At 67.8% G+C, this 21,102-nt stretch carries 26 protein-coding genes; 2 read left to right on the top strand and 24 right to left on the bottom strand.

The window, feature by feature from the left end:
• Nucleotides 1–5: 5 nt before the first annotated feature.
• From IEZ08_RS26095 to IEZ08_RS26015, 17 genes are all read right to left on the bottom strand, one after another.
• Entirely contained in the window at nt 6–314 is a 309-nt protein-coding gene (locus IEZ08_RS26095; protein WP_189243180.1) for a hypothetical protein, read from the bottom strand.
• Nucleotides 315–364: 50 nt separating this feature from the next.
• A complete protein-coding gene (locus tag IEZ08_RS26090) occupies nt 365–838 on the bottom strand; it encodes a hypothetical protein (protein WP_189243179.1) in 474 nt (157 codons plus the stop codon).
• Between the two features lie 10 nt (nt 839–848).
• A complete protein-coding gene (locus IEZ08_RS26085; RefSeq protein ID WP_189243178.1) occupies nt 849–2,723 on the bottom strand; it encodes a LamG domain-containing protein in 1,875 nt (624 codons plus the stop codon).
• Nucleotides 2,723–4,249: a phage tail protein gene (locus IEZ08_RS26080; RefSeq protein ID WP_189243177.1), complete on the bottom strand. Its 1,527-nt coding sequence runs from the start codon at nt 4,247–4,249 to the stop codon at nt 2,723–2,725. The genes IEZ08_RS26085 and IEZ08_RS26080 overlap by 1 nt, the downstream gene beginning before the upstream one ends.
• Nucleotides 4,250–4,387: 138 nt before the next feature.
• On the bottom strand, nt 4,388–4,822 hold the full coding sequence (locus tag IEZ08_RS26075; RefSeq protein ID WP_189243176.1) for a hypothetical protein: 435 nt from the start codon (nt 4,820–4,822) through the stop codon (nt 4,388–4,390).
• 5 nt (nt 4,823–4,827) lie between these two features.
• A complete protein-coding gene (locus IEZ08_RS26070) occupies nt 4,828–5,325 on the bottom strand; it encodes a hypothetical protein (RefSeq protein ID WP_189243175.1) in 498 nt (165 codons plus the stop codon).
• Complete coding sequence (locus IEZ08_RS26065; protein ID WP_229803500.1) at nt 5,325–5,732, bottom strand: phage tail tube protein; 408 nt, start codon at nt 5,730–5,732, stop codon at nt 5,325–5,327. Before IEZ08_RS26065 ends, IEZ08_RS26070 begins: the two co-directional genes overlap by 1 nt.
• 68 nt (nt 5,733–5,800) lie before the next feature.
• Nucleotides 5,801–6,550 (bottom strand): hypothetical protein, encoded by a 750-nt coding sequence (locus IEZ08_RS26060; RefSeq protein WP_189243173.1) that lies wholly within the window; start codon nt 6,548–6,550, stop codon nt 5,801–5,803.
• A 3-nt stretch (nt 6,551–6,553) separates the two neighbouring features.
• Complete coding sequence (locus tag IEZ08_RS26055; RefSeq protein WP_189243172.1) at nt 6,554–6,982, bottom strand: hypothetical protein; 429 nt, start codon at nt 6,980–6,982, stop codon at nt 6,554–6,556.
• The gene (locus tag IEZ08_RS26050; protein WP_189243171.1) at nt 6,982–7,575 is read right to left on the bottom strand and encodes a phage head-tail connector protein; all 594 of its coding nucleotides are present in this window, start codon (nt 7,573–7,575) and stop codon (nt 6,982–6,984) included. The genes IEZ08_RS26055 and IEZ08_RS26050 overlap by 1 nt, the downstream gene beginning before the upstream one ends.
• A 3-nt stretch (nt 7,576–7,578) precedes the next feature.
• Nucleotides 7,579–7,824, bottom strand: a complete 246-nt coding sequence (locus tag IEZ08_RS26045) for a hypothetical protein (RefSeq protein ID WP_189243170.1) — start codon at nt 7,822–7,824, stop codon at nt 7,579–7,581.
• A gap of 13 nt (nt 7,825–7,837) precedes the next feature.
• Complete coding sequence (locus IEZ08_RS26040) at nt 7,838–9,250, bottom strand: phage major capsid protein (RefSeq protein ID WP_189243169.1); 1,413 nt, start codon at nt 9,248–9,250, stop codon at nt 7,838–7,840.
• Complete coding sequence (locus IEZ08_RS26035; RefSeq protein ID WP_189243168.1) at nt 9,247–10,005, bottom strand: HK97 family phage prohead protease; 759 nt, start codon at nt 10,003–10,005, stop codon at nt 9,247–9,249. Before IEZ08_RS26035 ends, IEZ08_RS26040 begins: the two co-directional genes overlap by 4 nt.
• Nucleotides 10,005–11,165 carry a phage portal protein gene (locus IEZ08_RS26030; protein ID WP_189243167.1) on the bottom strand — a complete coding sequence of 387 codons (1,161 nt, stop codon included), beginning with the start codon at nt 11,163–11,165 and terminating at the stop codon, nt 10,005–10,007. Before IEZ08_RS26030 ends, IEZ08_RS26035 begins: the two co-directional genes overlap by 1 nt.
• Nucleotides 11,166–11,167: 2 nt before the next feature.
• Nucleotides 11,168–11,347, bottom strand: coding sequence for a hypothetical protein (locus IEZ08_RS26025; protein WP_189243166.1), 180 nt, complete (start codon nt 11,345–11,347; stop codon nt 11,168–11,170).
• Nucleotides 11,348–11,360: 13 nt separating this feature from the next.
• Complete coding sequence (locus IEZ08_RS26020) at nt 11,361–12,857, bottom strand: terminase large subunit domain-containing protein (protein WP_189243165.1); 1,497 nt, start codon at nt 12,855–12,857, stop codon at nt 11,361–11,363.
• On the bottom strand, nt 12,805–13,041 hold the full coding sequence (locus IEZ08_RS26015; RefSeq protein WP_189243164.1) for a hypothetical protein: 237 nt from the start codon (nt 13,039–13,041) through the stop codon (nt 12,805–12,807). Before IEZ08_RS26015 ends, IEZ08_RS26020 begins: the two co-directional genes overlap by 53 nt.
• 340 nt (nt 13,042–13,381) lie before the next feature.
• Between IEZ08_RS26015 and IEZ08_RS26010 the strand changes: the two genes are divergently transcribed.
• The gene (locus IEZ08_RS26010) at nt 13,382–13,870 is read left to right on the top strand and encodes a hypothetical protein (RefSeq protein WP_189243163.1); all 489 of its coding nucleotides are present in this window, start codon (nt 13,382–13,384) and stop codon (nt 13,868–13,870) included.
• Nucleotides 13,871–13,904: 34 nt separating this feature from the next.
• Here IEZ08_RS26010 and IEZ08_RS26005 read toward each other — a convergent pair whose 3' ends face one another.
• From IEZ08_RS26005 to IEZ08_RS25975, 7 genes are all read right to left on the bottom strand, one after another.
• Nucleotides 13,905–14,123: a hypothetical protein gene (locus tag IEZ08_RS26005; protein WP_203863491.1), complete on the bottom strand. Its 219-nt coding sequence runs from the start codon at nt 14,121–14,123 to the stop codon at nt 13,905–13,907.
• 428 nt (nt 14,124–14,551) lie between these two features.
• Nucleotides 14,552–14,749, bottom strand: coding sequence for a helix-turn-helix domain-containing protein (locus tag IEZ08_RS26000; RefSeq protein ID WP_189243161.1), 198 nt, complete (start codon nt 14,747–14,749; stop codon nt 14,552–14,554).
• Nucleotides 14,746–15,426, bottom strand: a complete 681-nt coding sequence (locus IEZ08_RS25995) for a hypothetical protein (RefSeq protein ID WP_189243160.1) — start codon at nt 15,424–15,426, stop codon at nt 14,746–14,748. The genes IEZ08_RS26000 and IEZ08_RS25995 overlap by 4 nt, the downstream gene beginning before the upstream one ends.
• A gap of 353 nt (nt 15,427–15,779) precedes the next feature.
• Nucleotides 15,780–17,084, bottom strand: a complete 1,305-nt coding sequence (locus tag IEZ08_RS25990; protein WP_189243159.1) for a YfjI family protein — start codon at nt 17,082–17,084, stop codon at nt 15,780–15,782.
• On the bottom strand, nt 17,081–17,941 hold the full coding sequence (locus tag IEZ08_RS25985) for a hypothetical protein (protein ID WP_189243158.1): 861 nt from the start codon (nt 17,939–17,941) through the stop codon (nt 17,081–17,083). Before IEZ08_RS25985 ends, IEZ08_RS25990 begins: the two co-directional genes overlap by 4 nt.
• Nucleotides 17,942–18,195: 254 nt before the next feature.
• A complete protein-coding gene (locus tag IEZ08_RS25980; RefSeq protein WP_189243157.1) occupies nt 18,196–18,966 on the bottom strand; it encodes a phage antirepressor N-terminal domain-containing protein in 771 nt (256 codons plus the stop codon).
• The gene (locus IEZ08_RS25975) at nt 18,963–19,166 is read right to left on the bottom strand and encodes a helix-turn-helix transcriptional regulator (RefSeq protein WP_189243156.1); all 204 of its coding nucleotides are present in this window, start codon (nt 19,164–19,166) and stop codon (nt 18,963–18,965) included. Before IEZ08_RS25975 ends, IEZ08_RS25980 begins: the two co-directional genes overlap by 4 nt.
• Before the next feature lie 405 nt (nt 19,167–19,571).
• Here IEZ08_RS25975 and IEZ08_RS25970 point away from each other — a divergent pair, with 405 nt between their 5' ends.
• Nucleotides 19,572–21,044 (top strand): helix-turn-helix domain-containing protein, encoded by a 1,473-nt coding sequence (locus IEZ08_RS25970; RefSeq protein WP_189243155.1) that lies wholly within the window; start codon nt 19,572–19,574, stop codon nt 21,042–21,044.
• The last annotated feature ends 58 nt before the right edge of the window (nt 21,045–21,102 follow it).

Raw genomic sequence — 21,102 nt, 5'->3', positions numbered from 1 at the left:
ACTATCTATCCCTTCGGGTGCTCTCGCAGGTGCTCGTGGAAGTGGTCCTCCAGCCGCGCCACGCTGGCCGCCAGCCGGTCGACGGCGTCGCGGAACGATGTGCCGTGGTTGGGGTGGAGCTGCTCTTCGATCTGCGCGAGCCGGGCCATCACGCCGGGCCGGCCGGGGACGCCGTCGCGGGAGGGCTCGCCGTTCCAGTCGTCGAAGATGTCGCCCAGGCGCTTGAGGAAGCGGGCGAGTTTCCAGAGTGCGGCCGCTCCTCCGGCGAGGATGGCCAGGGCCACGCAGATGTCGAAGGCGAGAATGCCGGTCATGTCGACGTCCTTCATGAAGTGCGGCCGCATGGTGCGGCGACCGGGTGGGGTTACGCGGCGGTCTCGTACACGCCGGACACGGTGAGGTTGTTGCCGTTGGCCCAGGTGCCGGGGCTGGTCGGGCCGGTAGCGCCGCCGTCCCACTTGGTGAACCACGCCTTGCCGTTGGTCAGCAGCGAAGCGGTCAGCGGGATGTGGTTGCCGCCGCCGGGGTTGCCGCGCGCGGAGGCGACGCTGTCGACGGCGGGCGGGAACGGCAGGCTCAGGTACCAGACCACTCCGGCCGGGGAGGTGGTGGTGGAGCCGTAGACCAGACGGATGTGGAAGAACACCGTCTTGCCGATCTTCTTGTATCGGCCGGTCAGCGACCCGTTGCCGAGCGTCGGGGCCGCGCCGGTCGAGGTCCACTCGGGCGTGTAGAGCTCCCACGGGGCGTACAGGTGGACCCACCGGTCGTGGACCTCGGCGTCCCAGAACGGCTTGTCGATGAACTGCCCGGCGGCCGGGCTGACGGGATCGGCCACGGGGTGCCTCCTACAGGGAGAGTTTCGTGTTCACGCCCAGCTCGCTCTCGCCCGGAACGCCGAGCCGCCAGACCCGCGAGACGGCCGCCGGGGAGGTGTGGAAGGTGAGGGTGTGATGGCGGTAGTCGATGACTTCCACGACGCCTTCCACATGGACGTCGACCTCGTTCTGCGGTGACCCGGCGGGCAGGCCGGCCAGGGTGACGACGTCGGACAGGTCCAGGGCGAGCACGTCGCCGTAGGAGGTCAGGGTGTTGGCGACCACGGAGACGCTGGTGATCCGCGGGGGCGGGTCCGCGCCGTTGGCCACCTTCCACTGGGCGGACAGCAGCGCGTCGGTGTCGCTCGACCACGGCAGGGTCACCTCATCGGCGTAGGTGCCGTAGGCGGTGATGCTGCCGGTGTCCGTCCACCGCTGGTCGGCGCCGCCTTCCCGGCGGTGGGTAACGTCGTTGACGAGGTGCTGGTCATCATCGGACCAGGCCAGGCCGCCCTCGGCGAGCTGGTCGGCGGTGAGCGTCAGCGACGATGGCCGGTTGTAGCGGTGGGTGCGGCACTCGAACACGATCGAGTCGCCGGAGCGGGAGGCGTAGACGAGACCGGCCTCGACCCCGGCGACGTCGCGCAGCGCCTGGATCGGTGCCCGGCCCCCGGCCGCCTGGGCGTTGATGACGGTGCCGCTGGCCCCGGAGACGGTGCCTGTGGTTCCGATGACTCGGCACAGCCGGGCGAACCGCTCGGGGGTGGTCTCCGGGTTGCCGGCCTCCCAGACCTGTGTCCAGTCCGGCATCGTGTTGCGCTGGCCGTACCAGAGGTGGGACATGGTGCCGTCGAACAGCGATCCTGGCGTGGTCGGCCCGAGGAAGCTCGGGCCGCCGCCCGCGAAGATCCACCGGTAGGCGGGCAGGTTGACCCAGGGGCCGAAGTCCGCGTGCGGGGAGAATGTGGCGACCAGCGTGCTCGGGCCGCCGTCCACGCTGGCATAGACGGACCCGCCGGGCTGGAGGAGCACCGCCACGAGGTGCGTGCTCCCATCGGCCAGGTTCGGTGAGCTGGTGAGCCCCGCGGAGATAGTGGCGGTGCTGCCGTTGCTGGCCGCGACGTTGAGCTTGCCGTCGCTCTCATTGCTCTTCACGACGAAGGCGATGCTGTCGCCGCCCCACAGCGCCAGGAAGACCCGGCCCTTGACGGTCGTGTTGATCCAGCACGCCAGGACGACCGCGCCGGAGGCGGCGGTGTTCCTGGGGGTTGCAAGGAACCGGCCGATGTGCGCCGACTGCGGTTTGAACACCACGGCGGCCAGGCCGTCGGTGCCGGGTCCGGCGCCGTCGCCGAAGTCGACCTCTCCCGTCCCGCCGCCGCTGTACGTGTAGACACCCATGGGCGGGTGGCCGTGGCCGGAGGTGTCACCGGCCGACTCCGCCCCGGCCTGCTCGGCCAGCGTGTAGTAGGCGTCCGGGCCGTGCGCGAGCGTCTCCTGCTCCAGCAGCGACCGCATCGGGGCGAGGGTGCCGAGCCGTTTGAAGATGTCGGTCGCGGTGACGCGGGACAGCGTGATCGCGCCGCCGCCGTCCCACGTCACGGGCCACTCGTTGACGTAGCCGTGAAACCGCGTCGACTCGCCGCCGGCGTGGAGGACACGGACCCGGATCGGGCGGCCCTTCTTCACGTTCGGCCAGTACGGCGGGGCTGGGTTGCCCGGTGTGAACCGGCCGTCGTTGTTGAGGACCAGGGCCAGGGTGCCGGGCCGGACCTCGGTCTGCTCGTCCCCGCGGCCGCGCGTGATGGTGATGCGGTCGGCGACCCGGACGTAGGCGGTGATGTCGGTCCAGGTGCCGTTGAGCTCGAAGTCGACCTCCACGAGCGGGGTGAAGTTTTCGGCCATCAGAACCCCAGGGCGACGCGGCCGGTCTCCCGGCGGTACTTGTGGAGCACCTTCTCGATCTCACGGGCGACGCCGATCGGGTCCAGGGCTCCGTTGACGGTGACGTTGAGGACGGTCATCCCGCCGCCCCGGCCGGTGGCGGGCTGGAGCGGGGTGACCTGCGCGCCGCGCGGCAGGCTGACCAGCTCGGGGCCGCGCTCGCCGACGATGGCCAGGCCCTCGCCGACGATGTGGCCGCCCTTGGCGAGGTAAGGGATCTGCGGGACGCCGATCGTCCACCCGCCGAAGGTGCCGACGTAGGGGATGTCCACGCGCGGGATGGTGAAGCTCAGGCGGTTCCACCCGGCGATGATCCAGTTGATCGCCGCCTTGAAGCCGTTGACGATGCCGTCCCACATGCCGGAGGCGGCCGCCGCGATCCGCCCTGGCAGTTCGGAGACGAACCCGACCAGGGAGTCCCACCAGCCCGTTACGGTGCGCCACAGCGCTTCGGCTCCAGAGGCGACAGACTGCCAGCCGCCTGTCACCGCCTGGAGGGCGGGGACCAGGAAGCTGACCAGGTGCCCGGCGAGCCGGGCGACCAGCTCGATCAGCGGGACCAGAATCGGGACCAGCCCGGAGACCAGGGACGAGATCAGCTCAGCGACCGGCGGCAGGATCGGAAGCAGGGCGGCCAGAAGTTGCCCGGCGGCCGGGATCAGCGGTGACAGCCCGAGAAGGATCTCCGCAAGGATGGGCCCGAGCTGCGCCAGGACCGGCTGGAGCGCGGACCCGATCTGTCCGGCGAGTTGGGCGACCAGACCGAGCAGGGGGCCGATCACGGGAGCCCCGAGCTGGATCAACCCGACCAGCAGAGGGCCGAGGGCGGTCACGAGCTGCCCGACCCCGACGAACAGTTGTTCGAGCTGAGGTGCGAACTGGGCGGCGGTCTGCGCGACCAGGACCAGCACCCCGGACACGGCGGCCAGGACCGGCTGGAGCCCGGACCCCAGGGAGACGATCAGTGGGGCGACGGCCTGGCCGATCTGCCCAAAGGACGTGATCACCGGTTGCAGGGCGACGATCGCCGAGGAGAAGAAGCTGGACAGGGCGGGTGCCAGCGCGGAGAACGCCTGCCCGAGGGATGCGGCCAGGGGGCCGAGCAAGGTCCGGAGCTGTCCGGCGAGCTGCACCATGACCGGCACCAGCGGTGCGGAGACCTGTTGCAGGACCGTCTTCGTCTCCGTCGCCAGGGTGGAGAAGGCGCCCTTGACCTGGGCGCTCTGCGCGGCCGCCGCGATGCCGATCCCGGCGATGCCCAGGCTCAGCGCGGCGACGCCGACGCCGAGCCCGGCGAACACCCCGGCGCCGACGACGCCGAGCCCGAGCATCGCCGCCGACAGGCCGCCCAGGGCCGCGGTGCCGCCGTCGGCCATGGTGGCGAACCGGGTCCGGAGCCGGTCGGTGGCCTCGGCGTCCTGGTCCAGGGTCTCCTTGAGGTTGGAGGTGGCGAGGATGTTGAACAGGAGCGAGGTGTCCGATGCCACGAGGTCACCCCGCTCTCTGCGCCGCCTCTTCGGCTCGCCTGTTCAGTTCGTCGATGTAGTCGCACGCGGCGACCAGCTCGTCAGCGGTCAGCAGGTCCCGCTGCTCCCACGGGCGGATGCCCAGGACCTCGCAGATCGCTAGGGCGTAGCGTTCGCGCCGCTCGGCGAGAGGGCTTTTCCCTCGGGCTCGGTGGTCTGCTCGCGCTCGCGCGCCTCGCCCAGGGCCGTGTCGATCGCGGCCAGGACCTGTTCACGTTGGGCGGCGGGCAGGGGTGCCTTGGTGACGCGGCCGCGGATCTCAGTCAGCTCAGCGACGGAGTGCTCCACGACCAGCTCGCCCGCGTAGAAATCCGGGACGTCCTCGAACTTCAGGGCCGGATGGTCGAGGCGGAGCAGATGCCACAGCAGGACCCGGCGGGCCCGCATGTTCCCGGCCTGGACCGCCACGAGCCAGGCATCCCAGGGCTCCCCGGCGCGCTTCTCAATCGCTTCGGCCTGTGACGCCCGGACCCGGCGAGGGTCGAATATCCACTTCTGCTCGGCGCCGTCCTCGGGGCGGTAGGTGACGAACACTCTGGTCAGCCTCTTTCTGTGGTGTCGGTGATGCGCCGGGCCGTGCTCTCCATCGCCTCGACCACGGCCTGACGGAAGTCGGCGCGGCGGTTCCGGAGCGGGTCGTCGAAGTAGTCCGGCCGGCCGAACTGGACCACCCACCGGTCGCGGTGGCCGAACACCGGGTGCCGCCAGCCCTTCGCCGAGTTGAGCCGCTTGGGGGCATTGGCGAACCCGCGCGCCGCCGGGGTCTTACGGGCCTTCACCCGAACCCCGGCACGGAACCCGGACAGTTTGACCTCGGGGCGGATTCGCCGCGCCACGGCCGTACGTAGGGCCTCACCGCCGGGCCGTAGGCCGCCCGCGCTCATCGCCATGAGCCCGGATTTGATCTCGGCGACCGCTGGAACGAGTGGCTTCTTCAGCTCCCGGATCAGATCCCGGCGCATTGCCTTGCCGTCCGCCTCGGTCTTCAGGGCGCGGCCCAGCGCCTTGAGCCCTTCGGTGTCGGCGCTGATCTCCATCAGGAGGTGGCGCGGGTGATCGCGCCGGAGGTCGGCCAGGACACATCGACCTCGGCGACGTCGCCGACGCTCCCGGCGAGCGGCTTCCACTGCTTGATGAGCGCTTGGCCGCTGTAGGAGGGGTTGGAGGCACCCACGGCTGCCTGGTCGGCGCGGACGGAGAACGTCTGCGGGGAGCGGGTCAGGAACAGCGCCCACATGGTCGCGTCGACCTCGGAGGCGGCGTAGTCCTGCTTGAAGCGGACCGAGAGTGTGCCGGAGGCGAGCCCGCCCAGGACTTCCTTCCAGCCCGCCGAAGCGTAGGTCGTGACGTCTTTTTCTTCGACCTCGGCGGTCAGCTCGATCTTGGCGCACCGGTCGGACAGGTCGTTTCCGGCGATCGTCAGGTGGCTGGCGAGCAGCACCATCTTGGGCACGGCGGTCTCCCTTGTGAAGTCATGGCGTCATGAAGGTGGGGCGTCACGACGTCGTGACGTCAGGCGATGCCGAGAGCGGCGAGGAACAGGAACGAGGGCGCGGTCCCGGTGACCGACCAGGCGACGCGCCACCAGGTGTCGGTGACCGGCCCGGCCGCCGAGACAAACTGAGCTCGGCCGCTCGCGGCGGTGGCCGCCGAGAACGTCGCCCTGGTCGTCGGCGAGGTGAAGGCCGCGGAGTCGTCGGACTCCATCCGGACGGTGATGGACGGGGAACCGGTTCCGGCGACCGATAGGAGGTGCAGCGCCGCGTACAGCCGCTGCGAAGCCGTCAGCGCGCCCAACTCGATCGTCGTACCGGACCCGGCCGCCGTACGCGCTGTACCCGGAGGATGAGCCACCCGGCCACGCAGCAGCGGTGCCGACCCGGCGGCCGCCGCGTCCCAGGGAGCCACCTCGCCCACGACATCGCCGAGCTTGTAGGAGGTGCGCAGCGCCCTGGTGAACCACGCCAGCTCACCGGCGGTGGCTCCCTCGGGGCAGAACGTCCACGGTGCGGGAGAGCGCCCGATCAGACCGTCCCATGAGAACGGGTCCACGCTGGCCGAATCCGCCGACGCCTCCCATTGGCCGGCGGCCGCGACGCTCGTGGAAAACAGGCCACCCAGAACGGTCTGCCAGCCGCCGTTGCCGAACGGCGTGGTCTTCTTCTCCTCCAGGTCGGCGGTCAGCTCGACCCGGTTGCCGTGGCCGGTCAGGTCCGCGGCCCCGGCGAAGATGCGGGTGTCGAGCAGCACCAGCGTGGCCATGGCTCAGCCTCCCCCGATGACGCGGACGACCAGCTCAGCGCCGTAGTAGTAGGTGTCACCGACCTGGTACATGCGGTATCCCTGGACCCGCTGGAGATGGACGTCGTCGGCCAGGCCGCCGAGCGCCATCTCTCCTGGAGCTCCGCGGGCGGCCCCGAGGGCGGCCTTGATGGAGTGCGGGCCGGACCCGGCCAGATGCCGGTCCAGTGCCGCCTGCCCGGCGCGGTCGTCGGAGCGGCTGACCAGGAGACGGCAGGTGACCATGAGCTCGTCCAGACCCCGGCCGAACGCCTGGTCGAATTCGATGTCGACCTCGCCGACGTAGAAGCACGGCTCCGGGATCGAGTCCGGGCAGTAGCCGAAGCAGTTCAGACGCGGGATCGCGTCCCGGACCGCGTCGGCGATGGCGTCACGGATCGCGCCGATGTCCATCACACGCCTCCGAAGCCCGCGAGCCGGTAGGGGTCGACCAGCGCCCGCACGTCGGGGTCCAGATGCGGCAGCCGGATCAGGCCCCACTCGGAGGACCCGGCGACACCCTCCGGGGAGTCCTTGCGCCGGTACAACCGGGATGCCTGGATCAGCGTGGCCTGGGCGATGCCGTCCGGTACGGCCGGCCAGCCCCACTCGGCGGTGACTCGCACCTGCCGGTACAGGCTCCACCAGGAGTAGCGCAGCGTCAGCGCTGTGACCGGGCGGCCCTTGGCCAGCGCGTTGTCCGGTTCGGTCTCCAGCCTGCTCGCGTGGACCTCCGTCCAGGCGGTGCCGTCACCGACCTCCACAACCAGGCCCGCATCGGTGGCGATGTCGTCGACCACAAGCGATTCCCCGCACGCGGTGCGCGTGGCCCGGCCGTAGGGACGGAACAGCCTCAGTGATGCCATGCCGGTTCGGCCGAAGGTCCGGCCGCACCGCTCGTTGATGGACGAGGCCGCGGCGGCGATGGCCTGCTGGAGCAGGGCGTCACGGGCGGTGTCCGTGACGCCCAGCGCGGTCTTCAGCGTGGCCAGCTCGATGTAGGCCACCGCCTACTCCTTGGCGGCCCGGCGCTTGGTGGCGCGGGCCGTACCGGGTGCGGCCGCCGCCGTCTCCACGGGCGGCTCATCCTCGAGGATGGCCTGGCGGCCGCGGACGCGGGTCGGCTCGGTAGCGAACAGGTCCGGCCGCTCCTTCACGAGCGGGGCCCGCTCGTCCCAGACGTCGCCCTTCGACAGCGGCGACTGGCCCTGAGACCAGGCCACCACGCAGTCGGTCGTGGCGTAGACGACTCCCATGGGTCACCCCTTCTCAGGTGGTCTTGTTCTGAAGCAGCCGGAAGGCGCTGTCGTTGATGGAGTCGGCGCCGACGCGCGCCCACGCGAACCAGGCCCGCTGGCCGGTCGGCGTGTTCGTCGTGGCGTCGAAGACGTGCGGCACCAACTCCACCGACATGCCCGCGCGCTGCGCGATCAGGTAGTTGGACCAGTCGCCGACGACCGCGATGTTCCCGGCGGCGGTTCCGGCGGGCATGGCCGCCATGTAGTCGTTGAGGTAGGCCCGGCGGCCCTTGAGGACCACCACGCCTTCCTCGGTGAACGACACGGTGAAGGCGCTGTCGTTGCCGCCTGCGCCGAGCTGCTGGATGAGGTTGTTGACGTTCGTGGAGGTCATCCACGCGCACCGGGCGTTGCGGTAGCGGATCGGCAGCGCCGCCCAGACCTTGTTGATGTCGCCGGCCGCCAGGGTGCCGCCCACGCCGGTCGCGACCTCCGAGGCGGGCGTCGCGTCCAGCGCGGTGACGATGCCGGTCGGCTCGTTGACTCCCGTGCCGGTCGTGAACTTGCTGACCAGCAGCTCGCTGTAGCCCTCGCCGAGCAGACGGGACATCTCCGCGGCGAACCCCGGATAGTCCTGATCGACCTCCAGGGAGTACGGGATGTAGCCGTCCGCCCGGTAGACCGGCACGGCCGGCTGGGCCAGCGTCGGGGAGTTGTCCGTCGCGGCCGCAGCCTCCGCCCGGAACTGCCAGGTCACCCCGGCGGAGGAGACGCCCTTCCATGCGTCGGTGGTGATGGTCTCCACACGCGCCAGGTTGAAGAAGTCGTTCGGGCTGCCCTGGGCGGTCAGGATGATCGTCGGGTCGATGAGGACCGGCACGCCGTAGCCGCCGCCCGCGTCCACGCCGATCGACATGGCGCGGAACTCCTCGAACCGCTGGACCGCGCGGGACTGCTCGGGGGTCAGGACCGGCGTGGCCCGGCTGACCAGCCGCATGAATGCCGCCCGGTAGTCCGGGTCCTCCGTGACGAGCAGGCGGCGGGCCAGCAGCGCGCCGTCGACGTTGTCGTTGCGGGTCTGCAGCAGCCGCTCCAGGCGGGTCCGCTGCGCGTCGCCCAGGTGACCGCTCGCGCTGTCGTCGCCGAGCACCGCGCGGGCCCGGTCGACCAACTCACGGCCACCCATGCGGGTGACGTCCGCGCCGTCGAACGGCGTGACCGGCTGGCCGATCTGGACCGTCCGCCACCGCTGCCGCGACTCGGCGACCCGCTCGCGCCGCTCGGCCTCGTCGAGCTGGCCGCGCAGGTCGGTCTCCTCGGCGTCCAGCTCATCCCATCGGGCCTGCGCCTGCTCACCGAGCGCCGCCTCCCCGGCCGCCTCGTCCAGGCTCCGGCGCTCGTCTTCGATGGCGGTCAACCGGGCCCTGATTTCCTCCAGCGTCATCGTGACGCCCCTTCCTTGAGGTACGGGTAGCGACGCCAGCGCCGTTCGCGTGGCGTCAGTCCGCCCGAGTGGCCCGTGGCCGGCTCGCCGGATGAGGGGTGCGCGGCTCCCAGCTCGGGAGTGCGAAGTCGTTGGACGCGGGCCTCCAGGTCGGCGACCCGGACGGGGTCGCGGTCGCGGAGCCGCGCGTAGAAGTCGTCGGTCAGGGAGCGGATGCCGGAGGTCGCTTCCGGGTTCGCGGGCCAGGTCACCGGCCCGAACTCGAACAGCCGGACCTCCTTGATGGTCCGCTCGGGGATGCCGTCCGGGTTGTGCTCGGATGGGCCGGGCTCGTCGTTCCACTCGTCCTTGATGACGCGGAACATGAACGAGGAGCCGTAGGCGCCGGCCTCGATGCCGGGCAGCAGGTCCCGGTTGTAGCTCGTGTCCAGCAGCGGCACGTCTCCGGCGGCCGCGTCGGACTCTTCCCGGAGGTTCTCAGCGAGGCCGAGCACCTTGTCGCCGATCTGTGGGTCACCGCCGTGGTTGAACAGCACCTTCACCCGTTCGGCCTGCTCGCGCATGGTCTTCGCGAACGCGCCGCGCTCGGTGCATTCCAGGAAGCGGCCTTCCCAATAGCTGTTGATCTCGTACCAGACGTTGAACGGCGAGAAGCGCACCACCATGACCGGCATCGCGCCGTCCGCCTCCGCCCTGGTCAGCCGCACCGTGCCCGCGGCCGCGCGCACGACGTCCAGGTCCCGCACCGTCTCCATCACTTCTCGCTCTCGCTGTCGTCGCCCGCCGGCGGGGTCGCTGGGTTCGGCTGGTCACCCCACGGCACCGGGGGGCGGTCCTCGATGGCGCGGACCTCGTTGACCGTCGCCCAGCCGTTGCGCAGGGCGATCTCATGCGCCTGAAACCGGGTCAGGGTCGTGGTCTGGAGCAGGGCGTCCCGGTTGAACTGGGCGTACTGGCCGCGTGGAAGCATCGCCGTCAGGATCCGCTCGGTTCGCCGGAGCCACCGGTTCAGCGCGTAGACGAGCAGGTGGGTGCTTCGGGACTCCACGTTGGAGTAGGTCATCGACCCGCCCGACTCGTAGCCGAGTACTTCGGCCAGGCCGGGCCCGAAGATACGGGCGCATTCGGCCCCGGTGAACTGGTGGGTCTCCAGGAACTGGGACTCCTCGGGCGCGATCTGGATCTGCTGGTAGTTCCAGCCCTTGCCCAGGACGACCGGCTCGCGGGTGCCCCGCAGCGCGGCCATGAACCGCTCCTTGGCGGTGCGCGCCAGGTCCGGGGTCATGTCGACCTCGGTGTTGGTCAGCATCCCGCCGGGGTGCGCGCCGTCGTTGAACCACTGCGCGCCGAAGCGGGTCACGGCGATGCCCAGGCCGATCGTCGTGGCGTGGTTCGCGATCGGTGACAGGCCCAGGACCACGCCGGGCAGCGGGTAGGCACGGCGGTGGAACAGGTCCGTCTTCGGGATGTCCCGGCCGTCGAAGGCGAACACCGCCTCCCCGTCGACCAGGCGCACGGTCACGTGATCCGGGTGCAGCAGCTCCACCGCCGTGGGGAAGGAGTCGCCCCGCCGGTTGCGGTCGCGGATGATGCCGTAGACGTTGCCGCGCAGCAGCAGCGACATCAGGAGCTGGAACAGCCAGTCCTCCACGCCGTGCTCATCGGCGCCGTGGTCGAGCAGCCAGGTAGGGGTCTTCAGGAGCGTCCGATCGGTGCCCTCGCCCCGGTAGACGTCGATCGGCAGCTCGGACGCCAGCGAGGCGATGAGGTCCACCGACGACCAGACGGCGACCTTCTGAAGGCTGGTCTCCGTCCGCGACAGATCCACCTGGTCGTAGCTCGACCGGACGAACGCGGGCGGCAACATGACCTGCCGCCGCTCCGGCGAAGACCGGCGACGCCAGAACACGCCCACGATCAGGCCCTCCCGTCGAGCATGAGAAGGAAGATCCCGGCGAGGATGAGCGCCGCCGGGACGTAGATCAGGGCGACGCCCCAGCACACCAAGGCGGCTCCGGCCAGGCCCGGCAGCATGGCGCGGGCGTTGCGGGCCGCCGTGCCCCCGAGGTCGGCGGCGCGCAACAGCCACGGCTCCATGGGTCCTCCCAGGTCAGAAGATGTTGGCGAGCGGGTCATAGTCGGTGGTGACCAGATGCGCGCGGGTCTCATACGCCCATCGGGCGAGCGTCACCGCCACCAGCGGCGAGATGTCGACGGATGAGATCCGCCGGCCCCAGCCCCAGGCGTCCCCGAGCGGCCGCGTTTTCGCGCCGCGGATCGCCTCGGTGAGTACGTCCTGGCCGATGTGCCGGAGTGTGCCCTGGGTGACGGCGTCGGCGAGCTGCCCGCAGGCGGCCGCGACGTCTTGGGCGCCGGGGATGGCGAGCTGGCCGCGCGCCGGACGGTCCGGGTCGTCAGGCCGGACGATCCCGGCCTTCTCCAGGTCCACCAGGAGCGACCCGGCCGGGCCCTTGAGGTCTAGGCCGATCGCGACCGGCCGCCACCGCTCGGTGAGCTGGACCAGGCGCTCCACCAGCCAGTCGGTTCCCGGTCGTCGGTCGATGACCTCGGCGTGGCCTAGGCCGTCAGTACGCAGGCCGTACACCGTGATGCATGCCCAGTCCCGCGAGGGGGTGATGTCGATGGCGAACGCGACCGCGCCGGTACGGCGCGACTCCGGATCGGCCAGCGCCTCCCAGGCCGCGAGGTCCAGCACGGACGGGCCGTCAGCGGCTCGCGGCGGCCAGACGCCGAGCCGTTCCACGGCGAACCGGTCGCCCAGGCCGGACGGCTTGGCCTCGTCGGTGACGAAGTCCTCGGTGATGCGCCGCCCGAGAGCGGGGTTGCAGGCGTACCAGAGGTCCCGGTCGACCAGGGCGCGCCTGCGGTCCTCCGGGTTCGTCAGGTCCAGGTCGGCGCCCCAGTCGAAGTGCGCCATGCGCGGTGTTCCGGCCTCGCCGTCCTCGCGCAGGCCGTACGCCCACGCGGCCGGGTCGTCCGGCGGCGTGCCGAAGAACCACAACTGCGGGTTCGGCCGGGCGGACATGGTCGGCAGGAGCGCCGCCATCTGCGCGCCGGTCAGCTCCTGGCCCTCGTCCAGGATGTTGCAGTCCCCGGAGAATCCCCGGCCCGAGCCCTTGGACCGGGCGATGAACCGCAGCCGGCCGCCGCCCGCGGCACGGGTCAGCTCGACCCCCTGCTCGCCGTTGGCCTGCCAGTACCGGTTCACTCTCCGGTCCAGGTCCGGGGTGCCCTCGATCAGGCCCTTGATCCGGAGGAACCCTTCCTGCGCGGTCTTGTACTCGTGCGCCGAGTGCAAGATCAGCTGCTCGCCGAGCAGGAACAACCCGCCCAGCTCGCGGGCCTCGATGATGCCGCCCTTGCCGTTCTGGCGCGGCACCCAGCACGAGACCTTGAAGGCCGACCACCGGCCGTCGCGCTGTTCGCCCAGGCCGTGCGTCAGGACGAACTGCTGCCAGGGGTCCAGGATCAGCCCGGCGGACTCTGCCAGCTCGATCACTTCGGCGCCGGCCGATGAGACGTAGTCGGGCCACCTACCCACTCGCGGCGTCTGCGCGCCGAGCCGCACGCCGTGCTGCGAGGTCATCAAGCTTCGACTCCTCACCGCCCGGCAGGGCGTCCAGTTCCGAGAGCGTCGTCCGCAGTTCCTTCGCGATGCTCGCTGCGTCTCGTCCGTCGGCCTCGACCAGCTCTGCGGCCAGGCGGTCACGGATCGCCTCCAGCGCTGCACGCCGATCACCGCTCTGCACGGCGCTGAACAGGCCATCCACCACGACGCACCCCCGATGATCTTCGTTCGTATGGCGCGGAGAGAGACGCGGAAAGGGGAGCGCGGGGTCACCCGGCACTTGACCTAGAAAGAGGTAGGCCCTCTCGCGAAGTGACCAGTCAGCTCATGGGGGCTCATGGCCTGTCGATCAGCCACATAACGTAGATCATTTTCTCTAGTGGTGATCTTGTATGCAGCTCCACTGCGCAACTCGTGGTGATGTAGCAGTGGATCGCAATCCGATCACGGACCTACCGGCTCCCTTATCGCCGCGATGGAATGGACGAATGTCTCCGCGAGAGCCACAGGTCGGATTCCCTGCCGTTGTGGTGACGGCAGCCATGCTCACCATCGTTGTGATCATTGGGATCGGCGTCAATCTCCTTGCCGAGCTCGTGCCTACGAACTTATGGATATGGCTCATCCCGCTCGCCGCTGCGGCGTGGTTCGCCCTCATAGGCGCGTTCTTCATGGCAGCTCGCCGGGAGAGGGAACGCATGAACCGCGCGGAAGAAGACCCTGGCGAAGCACTCCGTCGCCGCATCAACGCGGTCAACACTGCATTCGCTGAGGCAGCCAAGCTCATGGACGACCTGCGTCGCGATCTCGACGCTCAGCAGGTCGCCCGGGAAGAGCTCCTCGCCCAAGCCGAGGAGCAGCAGCGGCTCCTGGAGGTCAATCAGGAGCAGGCCGAGAAGATCCGGCAGATCCTCGTTGGCGAGACAAAAGCCACGATCCGCGCCGAGTCGCGGAAGCAGTGGCTGTTCTTCGCTCTCGGCGCGCTCACGTCCATCCCGATCAGCGTCGCTGTTGAACTCCTGACACCTTGACCGAAGAGATCCACACCGATAATCATTCCTTCCCTCACCAGTCCTGCGAGGTACGTAATGGTGCCGTGATCGCGCCCGTGCCGCGTTCCTGGTTGCACTTGCGGCCGCACACCTGACAGGGCGAGCTGGAGCCGTGCGCCGGCCGCATACCGTACGGGTCGACAGGCTGGTCGACGTCGACAGCGATGGGGACCAGGTGGTCGGCCTCGCGTGCTCCGTAGTGCCCGCACAGGTGGCAGAGATCTCCGAACATGGCGAACATCTGCCGTCGGGCCCGGAGGTATGGGCGACCCGACCGATGCCGGTTGCGACTCACCGATGACGTCCCTCATGAAGCCGGAGACCCGAGCACAGACAAGGATCCGGGCGGCGAACTCGCAGGATCCTGCTCTGGAAATACGAAAGCCCGGCGCGACGGCCGGGCTACAGCGACAGGTATGCCATAGGCATTTAGTCTGTCAGTTCGAAAGATATCAGATATTTTGGCGGGTTCGCAGCATCTGGGCACCTTGGATCGGTTATGAGTGCGGGTTTCGTCGGCAGAGTTTGATAGCCCGTGCTTGTAACTAACAAACGAACGAACTCCGGCTCCGACGGAGCTGTACTTCGCCGGAGCCGGAGCGCCGTAGGGACCTTCAGGGCCACACCGATGTCCACGCGCATGCGATTACCGGATCGAGGTCAGCCCAACGACCTCCTGCGATGCTTGCGCTTCCGGTTCTTCTCGCAGGCGAACACATCGGCGAGGCGGAACAGCTTGCGCCGTCCGCGTGTGCCCGCGTGCGTGAGGTAGCCACGGCGCACCCAGTTGTAGATGGTGGCGACTTCGACGCCCACTTCGGCAGCGGCCTCCTCGGCCGTCCAGAGGTCCTGGGTCATGACGCGACCTCGGTCTTTCCGGCCAGCGCCGAGGCAAGCCAGGGCCACTGGGAGAAGGACCAGCAGTGACGCCGAGGTTGATCACTATGGCAGCCGCACTCCTCGTCGGTGCATCGGCAGCTCTCGTTGACGCAGACGACGACCTCTCGATCCATGAACGCGCGCAGGCTCTTGCCATCGCAGACGAGACATCTGGCGTTCAGTCGGCGGACGTCCTCGGTGTCGCCGATGGCTCGGGCCGCTCGCCGGGCCAGCCGCACGGCCTCGTCATGGACATGCTCGGCCAGCGTGTCGTGTAGGGCGATGCGGTCGAGCAGCCTGATCAGGCGGGTGATCCTCCCGGCGGTCGTGGCTCCGGCCAGGGGGGTGAGGTCGAGTCGGTCGCACACCGCGGCTTCGAGTTCCATCGTGGCGGTGCCGATGTCCATCGCGGTGTCGAGTACGTCAATCTGGAGTGGTGCTCTACCGTCCCCGAGGGCCCTAACGCCCTGGGCGAGATTGACGATCTTGTCCTCGCGTTCGACGATCGCGAGCGCGTCCTGACGAGCTTGCTGTTCGGGGGTGAGATCGCGCTGGGCCCACCGCCGCGTGGTACCCGGGACAAGGGCCTCACGCAGGTAGGGCAGCGCGTCTCTGAGCTCGTTGAGCGCCGTGTAGATCAGGTCAGTGATGGTCACCGATCTCCCCTTGAGATTGTGTTGCCGGATGGGGTTGGTCCGTCGTAGCCGTGGCCGCAGTGGACCGACCTTGGGAATCAGGAACCCGGGCTGAGCTTGCCGATCCGGACGCGGAATGCTGCCTGTCCCGCAATCAGACGTACACGGCACCTCTTCGTAGCCCTTGGATATATCGGCCATGCTCTGTCACTCTCCGCAAGCGGCGACAAGGCGGCTCTGTTTGCCATGCCTCGCCTACGAAGAAAGACGAAGTAACGAAAGAAGCAGGGCAGAGCACTGATCGCGACCGGCCCTTCTTCCGTGGACACGAAAGAAGGGGTAGCAAGTTCTGCCTGGTCGCAGGCATAGTCCGTTTACTTACCCTTCTTTCGTCGCAGCCCCTTGGAAGGCCGTCCGGCAGTCGGGATCATGAACTCTTCGTAGTCACCGAGTTCCAGCAGCGCGGCCCACAAAGCATCGAGTTCGACCTTCTTACGGTTCCCGCCGAAGCACACGGTGTTGACATCCGTGCGGGACGCGCCCTTCTCGCCAGCGACATCCACGAACGTCCTGAGCCGGTCGAGGTCCTGGTTGCCGGACCCGGAGCCGAAGACGTACCAGGCGGAGTCCTCGACGTAGGACCACATGGCCTCCGCCACCTTCAGGTGAACGACATCGATCTGGCGGCATCCGTCGAGAAGCGCAGCCGTGGCCGACAGCCGCAGTACCTGGGGGGCGGCACGGGCGACGACCTGAGCGACAGCGCCATCTCCGGCGTGGTCGGCAGTCAGTCGAACGTAGAGCTCCTGCCAGTACTTCGCGGCTTCCAGGGTGCGGGTCATCTTCCCGACCTTGGACGCCTGCTGGACAACCTGATGGAGTTCGACTCCCAGTCCCTTGAGTGTGGCATCGGCGAGGTCTCCGCCATCCGGGAGCCGCTTGGACCGGCGAGACATCACAGGAAGGAACCGGTTCATGGTTCCCCCCGCCCGCTCGGCCTCGGACAGCTTCTTCCGGAGCTCGGTAGGAGTGATGTGACCGATGATCACGACGTGCGGGTCCGTGGCGATCCGCGGACGAATCGTCATGGTCCTCAGCGTGCTGCCGTCCCAGGCTTCCCTGAGCCGGGGCAGGAGGGTATTGCCCTCCCGCTTGCCCTGGGCGAGGACGGTTGCGAATTCCGACTCGACGATCAGCAGTCGCTTGTCCTGTACGCCCTCATCGAAATCGTCGTCGTGTGGGTCTCCGGACGGGTCACGGATCTGAACGATCAGGCCCTCGGCGGAGGACAGACCTCCCATGATCTTGGTCTTGCAGAACTCTTCGTCGGCGAAGCGAATCACCCGACGGATCTCCGCCCACGAGGTGCCTTTCATCCCTCCCGCCGTCGCTCCGATGATGATCGGCCAGATGCGAGTACCGTGTTCCTCGCCCCCTGCGTACATGTGAGGCTTCCGACCGATCAGTGCCCCGGCCGCCGAGTACAGCGTGAAGAGCATGGCCGCAGGGTCGGCTTCCGTGTGGGGGTCGATCTCCTTGACAATCCTCCCGGGAAGGCCGTGGAACGCCGCTTCGCCCAAGGTCGGCCAGGGACGTTCTGCGAGCGACGAACTGGGCCCCTTGGCATCGTCCTTCTCGACGTCGGCGACCCAAGCAGGTTCACTCAGGGAGACCGTCACCCGTTGTGCTCCTCGTACTCATAGGGCTTGGGGACCCAGACCTCGATGAAGTCGCCGGTCGTTCCGCCCGCGGAGAGGTGGTCGGAGGCGTCTTTGCCGTGGGCGGCCTGGACGACATAGATGGAGCGGGCTACGGGCATGAGGCTGGCCACAACCGTCTCCGCGTGCCGGCGACCGGGCTCGTCCCGGTCGGCGACGATGGAGACGTCTGCGCCGTGGAAGTACTGCCTGAACTCGGGCCGCCACTTCCCCGCGCCCATCGGGTTGCACGTCGCGGTGATGAGCGGGCGGGCGCGGAGGGCTTCGACGTCCTTCTCGCCCTCGCAGATCATCACGACCCGCTCCTCCCGCACAGCCGCCAGGACCTCCGGCAGCCGGTACGGGACGAGCTTGACGGCGAGATTTCCGTCGTCACCCTGGAGGCTCCACCGACGCCCGGACCGCTTGGACGGGTCGGGGCGCCACTGCCGGAAGCCCTGGCACCCCTGGCCCTTCTTCTCGCAGCGGGCGACGCCGTACAGGACCGTGCCGTCCTGGTCGCGGTAGAGGTACTCGGCGACCTTGTCGTGGCCGCAGGGCATCCACCGGTCGTCGTTGCTGCTGTGCTTCTGCAGCTCGGTAGGCCACAGGGCGGACATGGGCAGGTTGAGCGCGGCCATGATGTCCTTGGTGGGGCACTTCGGCCCGCCGTGACAGTTCATGACGACGACGCCGTCCTGCTTCACCCCGACCGTCAGCGAGGGCTGGCGGTCATCGTGGGCGGGACACCGGGCGTTCTTCTGCGCGGCCGAACCACGCGGAGAGTAGCCGGTGACCTCGTAGAGGCGCTGGAGCACCAGCGCGAAGCCCGTGTTCATCGGTCTCTCCTCCAGAGGTCCGCCGCCGTGATGGTGCAGATACAGACGACCGCCCCGGTCGCGGACTCGCAGTGGGGGCGGTCGTGTTTCTTGGTCGTGGTGTTCTGGACATGCCAGCCGACCGGAGTCGGCCAGTCGTCGTGCTCGGCGTCCTTGCCGCAGTTCACGGGGTCCCCCCGCTCTTTCGAAGCTCTGTTTGCGGATACGGCGACTGCCCGGCGTCCATTCAGGACGCCGGGCAGGTGAGGAGCGGATTAGCGGGTGTTCAGGAGAGCCAGCCACGCCTGGTCGAACAGGTCGCGGTGGGCCTCGGTGTAGGCCGCGACGGGACGCAGGGCGCCGTCGACGAACCGGTCGACCTTGGGCGGCTCGGTGCCGTACTTCTGCCGGTAGAGCGCCTTGACCCGCTTGCCGAAGCTGGGCGAGAGGGAGCGGAGCTGGGTACCGGTCAGGCCCCGGGACTCCAGGTACTCGCCTACGGTCAGCGGCCGGTTGCCGAGGTTGATGTCGGGCTCCATGCCGAGCGCGACAGCGGCGACGTGACGACCCCGGGCGTCCAGCCACGCCTCGTCTACGATGCCGCGGAGGGCGGACAGCACCGCGGCCTGGTCGAGGGCCCGGCGAACCGTCCGGTCGAGCTCGTCGAGCTGCTCGGCGGTGGCGCGGTGGTTGATCGCGCCGCCCTGGTGCCAGTAGCGGTCGAGAGCGTCGGCCGCCTCCTTCTGGAAGGTGACGAGCTGCTCGCGCTTCCCCTCGGGGACGAGGTTCTCGTTGATCGTCGCCAGCCACATGGTGAGCGTCTTGCGGTCCACGACACGGTGGATCCGGGCCTGGGTGTCACCGGGGAGCTGCGCTACCCTCTGGGTAGTCCAGGCCCATGACCTGCTCTTAAGCTTGCGGACCTGGGTCTCGACGGCGAGGCCGAGCGCTTCGACGGCCGGACGGAAGAAGATCTCGATCGAGCCGCTCTCGATGCAGGTGTACAGCTCTCCCACGGAGAGCTTCACGGGGATGATGTCCGTCATCGCTCGGCCTCCGCCTGCGCACGGAGCTGCTCGTCGAACGCGATGACGTTCTCGATGGGGTAGCGCACATGGCGGCCGCACCGGACACCGAGCGGGCCGTAACCGGTGTGGCGCCACCAGGCGACGGTCGCGCGGCTGACGCCGTACCACGCGGCCAGAGCCTCCCCGTCGAGGTAACGCCGCCCTTCACGGATCAGCATCTCGACCTGAGACTTGGCCTGGGGGGAGAGAGCAACCTCACCCCCCGAGGGAGAGATCGTCCTCGCCTTGCTAGGCTTATGCACTTGGGCACACTCCTGACCTGCAGTTTCTTCGCCGGAACCTAGGGTTCGAGTTGTCCTACGCCCCGCTCGACGCGCCAACGCCGAGCGGGGTTTTTCGTTCATCCCCTAATTTTGCTCACCAAGGGTACGTTCAGACCATACACCAATGATCAGGGAACGGCGGGCGCACCCAGCTCCGACACACCCCATCCAACCCTCCCATCCCTGCCTTAAGTCACAGAAGAGACAACAGATGAGCCTGTGGCGCCTGAACTTCTTCCAATTATGATGGATGTGTGATATAGGACAAAGTTTCGTGGCGTTGACTTCACCGAACTAGAGTTGGACACTGTTGAACATCCAAGGTTCAATCTCGTCATAGCGAAGGAAGGACTGCTCATGGTCGCCCGCGAGTACGAAGAGTGGGCGTCGTTGCCACTGGGGGAGCGCATCCGAAGGCGCCGAGAGGCTGCGGGTAGTTCACAGCGCAACGTCGCCCTCGTGGCCGGCATCTCTCGGGGAACCCTGGTCTCCCTGGAGGGAGGTAACGGAACGCCGGGGTCACGCACCCTCTACTCCGTCCTTACAGCTCTTGGCTTGAAGGCGAGCACAACACGGGGCGATCATTCCCCCAGGCTTCGAGAGCTAGTTGATGTAGCCATCGCAGGACGCTTGATCGACATCATCGCCGAGATTCATCAGGAAGACAGTGATCTCGGCCGTCAAGTGGCTGATCTGTATATGAGATTCGTAGCCTCCTTCGACGGTCGCAGGGTTCCAGGCCCTGTGAAAGAAGTGCTCGCGACCGCCTTAAATAGGTTTATATCTCCGAAACTGCGTCCCGGACATCCCGTCGACGATGTCATACTCAAGATTTTCCTTGATCTCGAAGAAGGCGCACGTAAGGCCGTCACTACTCCTTCTCGCACAGAAGACGATCACCCCTTAGAACTCCGCGAAGAGGAGATAGACGAACAACATCCAGACATTAGGGGCCACAGCGAGGAAAAACTCGACATAGTAGATCTTCGAGACAAATTTACTAACCCCCAAGCCGCTCGCTCCTACACCACCATTCCGCCCTCCTTCACATCAAGCGATGCAATCGCCACGCCTCTAAATCCTAATCCCGAAGAGGTAAACCCGAACGAGACAGCCGAAGATGCGGCTGACCCTATCTCTCACGCAGAAGCTCTATCACTTGAGCTCCGAGAAAGAGCCGAATTAAAGAGATACGAACGCCTTCCCAGCATTCATGAGGAGTACAGGTCTCCCATCCTCTCTAGACTGCAGGGGGAGATTCATAGGCTAAGGAACAAGCTTGAGCTCTCCACCTCGATGCGTTCCCAGGCAGAGCTACGAGCACTAGACATGCAGAAAGAGCTTTCTCTCGCGAAGGCTGAAGCGGATGTAGTCAGGCTCGAGATGGCCGAGCTTCGCAACCTTCTAAAGAAGGTATTGCTTGAGCCCACGGAAGCATCAATGGCCTTCAGAAGGCTAAAGCCGGATGTTCAGGAGCTAATCAAGAGCGGAGACATTGTCGATACCACAGTCATCGAAGCTCCCCAGATTCCAGGGATGGCCCACATCATTCTTACGGTTAAGCCGGACAGCCTTCCCGAAGGAGTGAGCATCCGAGAAGCAGCCGATATCGTCATGCGAATGGATGTATCGATCGGAATCGCAAAGAGTCTTATAACCGAGATCTGGCCTACGAGCGGATCGGTCTCAACAAGCAAAGGAAGGAGAGCAGTAAATAACGCCCTTCGGCTAATGGGATTCGATGTACCCGACACCGAACGAGAGGACGCTTAGTAGGTTCCTCATTCACAGGTCACTGATTTATAAGCACTCCATACACAAAGGAGGCAAT

The organism is Planobispora rosea (genome assembly GCF_014648175.1).
Taxonomy (GTDB): Bacteria; Actinomycetota; Actinomycetes; order Streptosporangiales; family Streptosporangiaceae; genus Planobispora; species Planobispora rosea.
The sequence above is the reverse complement of the archived record's forward strand: the minus strand, read 5'-3'. Positions and strand labels throughout refer to the sequence as shown.

Coding starts and splice junctions, on each gene's coding strand:
- IEZ08_RS26095 (WP_189243180.1), bottom strand. CDS start 314: ATGACCGGCATTCTCGCCTTCGACATCTGCGTGGCCCTGGCCATCCTC.
- IEZ08_RS26085 (WP_189243178.1), bottom strand. CDS start 2,723: ATGGCCGAAAACTTCACCCCGCTCGTGGAGGTCGACTTCGAGCTCAAC.
- IEZ08_RS26070 (WP_189243175.1), bottom strand. CDS start 5,325: ATGGAGATCAGCGCCGACACCGAAGGGCTCAAGGCGCTGGGCCGCGCC.
- IEZ08_RS26065 (WP_229803500.1), bottom strand. CDS start 5,732: ATGGTGCTGCTCGCCAGCCACCTGACGATCGCCGGAAACGACCTGTCC.
- IEZ08_RS26060 (WP_189243173.1), bottom strand. CDS start 6,550: ATGGCCACGCTGGTGCTGCTCGACACCCGCATCTTCGCCGGGGCCGCG.
- IEZ08_RS26055 (WP_189243172.1), bottom strand. CDS start 6,982: ATGGACATCGGCGCGATCCGTGACGCCATCGCCGACGCGGTCCGGGAC.
- IEZ08_RS26045 (WP_189243170.1), bottom strand. CDS start 7,824: ATGGGAGTCGTCTACGCCACGACCGACTGCGTGGTGGCCTGGTCTCAG.
- IEZ08_RS26040 (WP_189243169.1), bottom strand. CDS start 9,250: ATGACGCTGGAGGAAATCAGGGCCCGGTTGACCGCCATCGAAGACGAG.
- IEZ08_RS26035 (WP_189243168.1), bottom strand. CDS start 10,005: ATGGAGACGGTGCGGGACCTGGACGTCGTGCGCGCGGCCGCGGGCACG.
- IEZ08_RS26025 (WP_189243166.1), bottom strand. CDS start 11,347: ATGGAGCCGTGGCTGTTGCGCGCCGCCGACCTCGGGGGCACGGCGGCC.
- IEZ08_RS26020 (WP_189243165.1), bottom strand. CDS start 12,857: ATGACCTCGCAGCACGGCGTGCGGCTCGGCGCGCAGACGCCGCGAGTG.
- IEZ08_RS26010 (WP_189243163.1), top strand. CDS start 13,382: ATGCTCACCATCGTTGTGATCATTGGGATCGGCGTCAATCTCCTTGCC.
- IEZ08_RS26005 (WP_203863491.1), bottom strand. CDS start 14,123: ATGTTCGGAGATCTCTGCCACCTGTGCGGGCACTACGGAGCACGCGAG.
- IEZ08_RS26000 (WP_189243161.1), bottom strand. CDS start 14,749: ATGACCCAGGACCTCTGGACGGCCGAGGAGGCCGCTGCCGAAGTGGGC.
- IEZ08_RS25985 (WP_189243158.1), bottom strand. CDS start 17,941: ATGAACACGGGCTTCGCGCTGGTGCTCCAGCGCCTCTACGAGGTCACC.
- IEZ08_RS25980 (WP_189243157.1), bottom strand. CDS start 18,966: ATGACGGACATCATCCCCGTGAAGCTCTCCGTGGGAGAGCTGTACACC.
- IEZ08_RS25975 (WP_189243156.1), bottom strand. CDS start 19,166: ATGCTGATCCGTGAAGGGCGGCGTTACCTCGACGGGGAGGCTCTGGCC.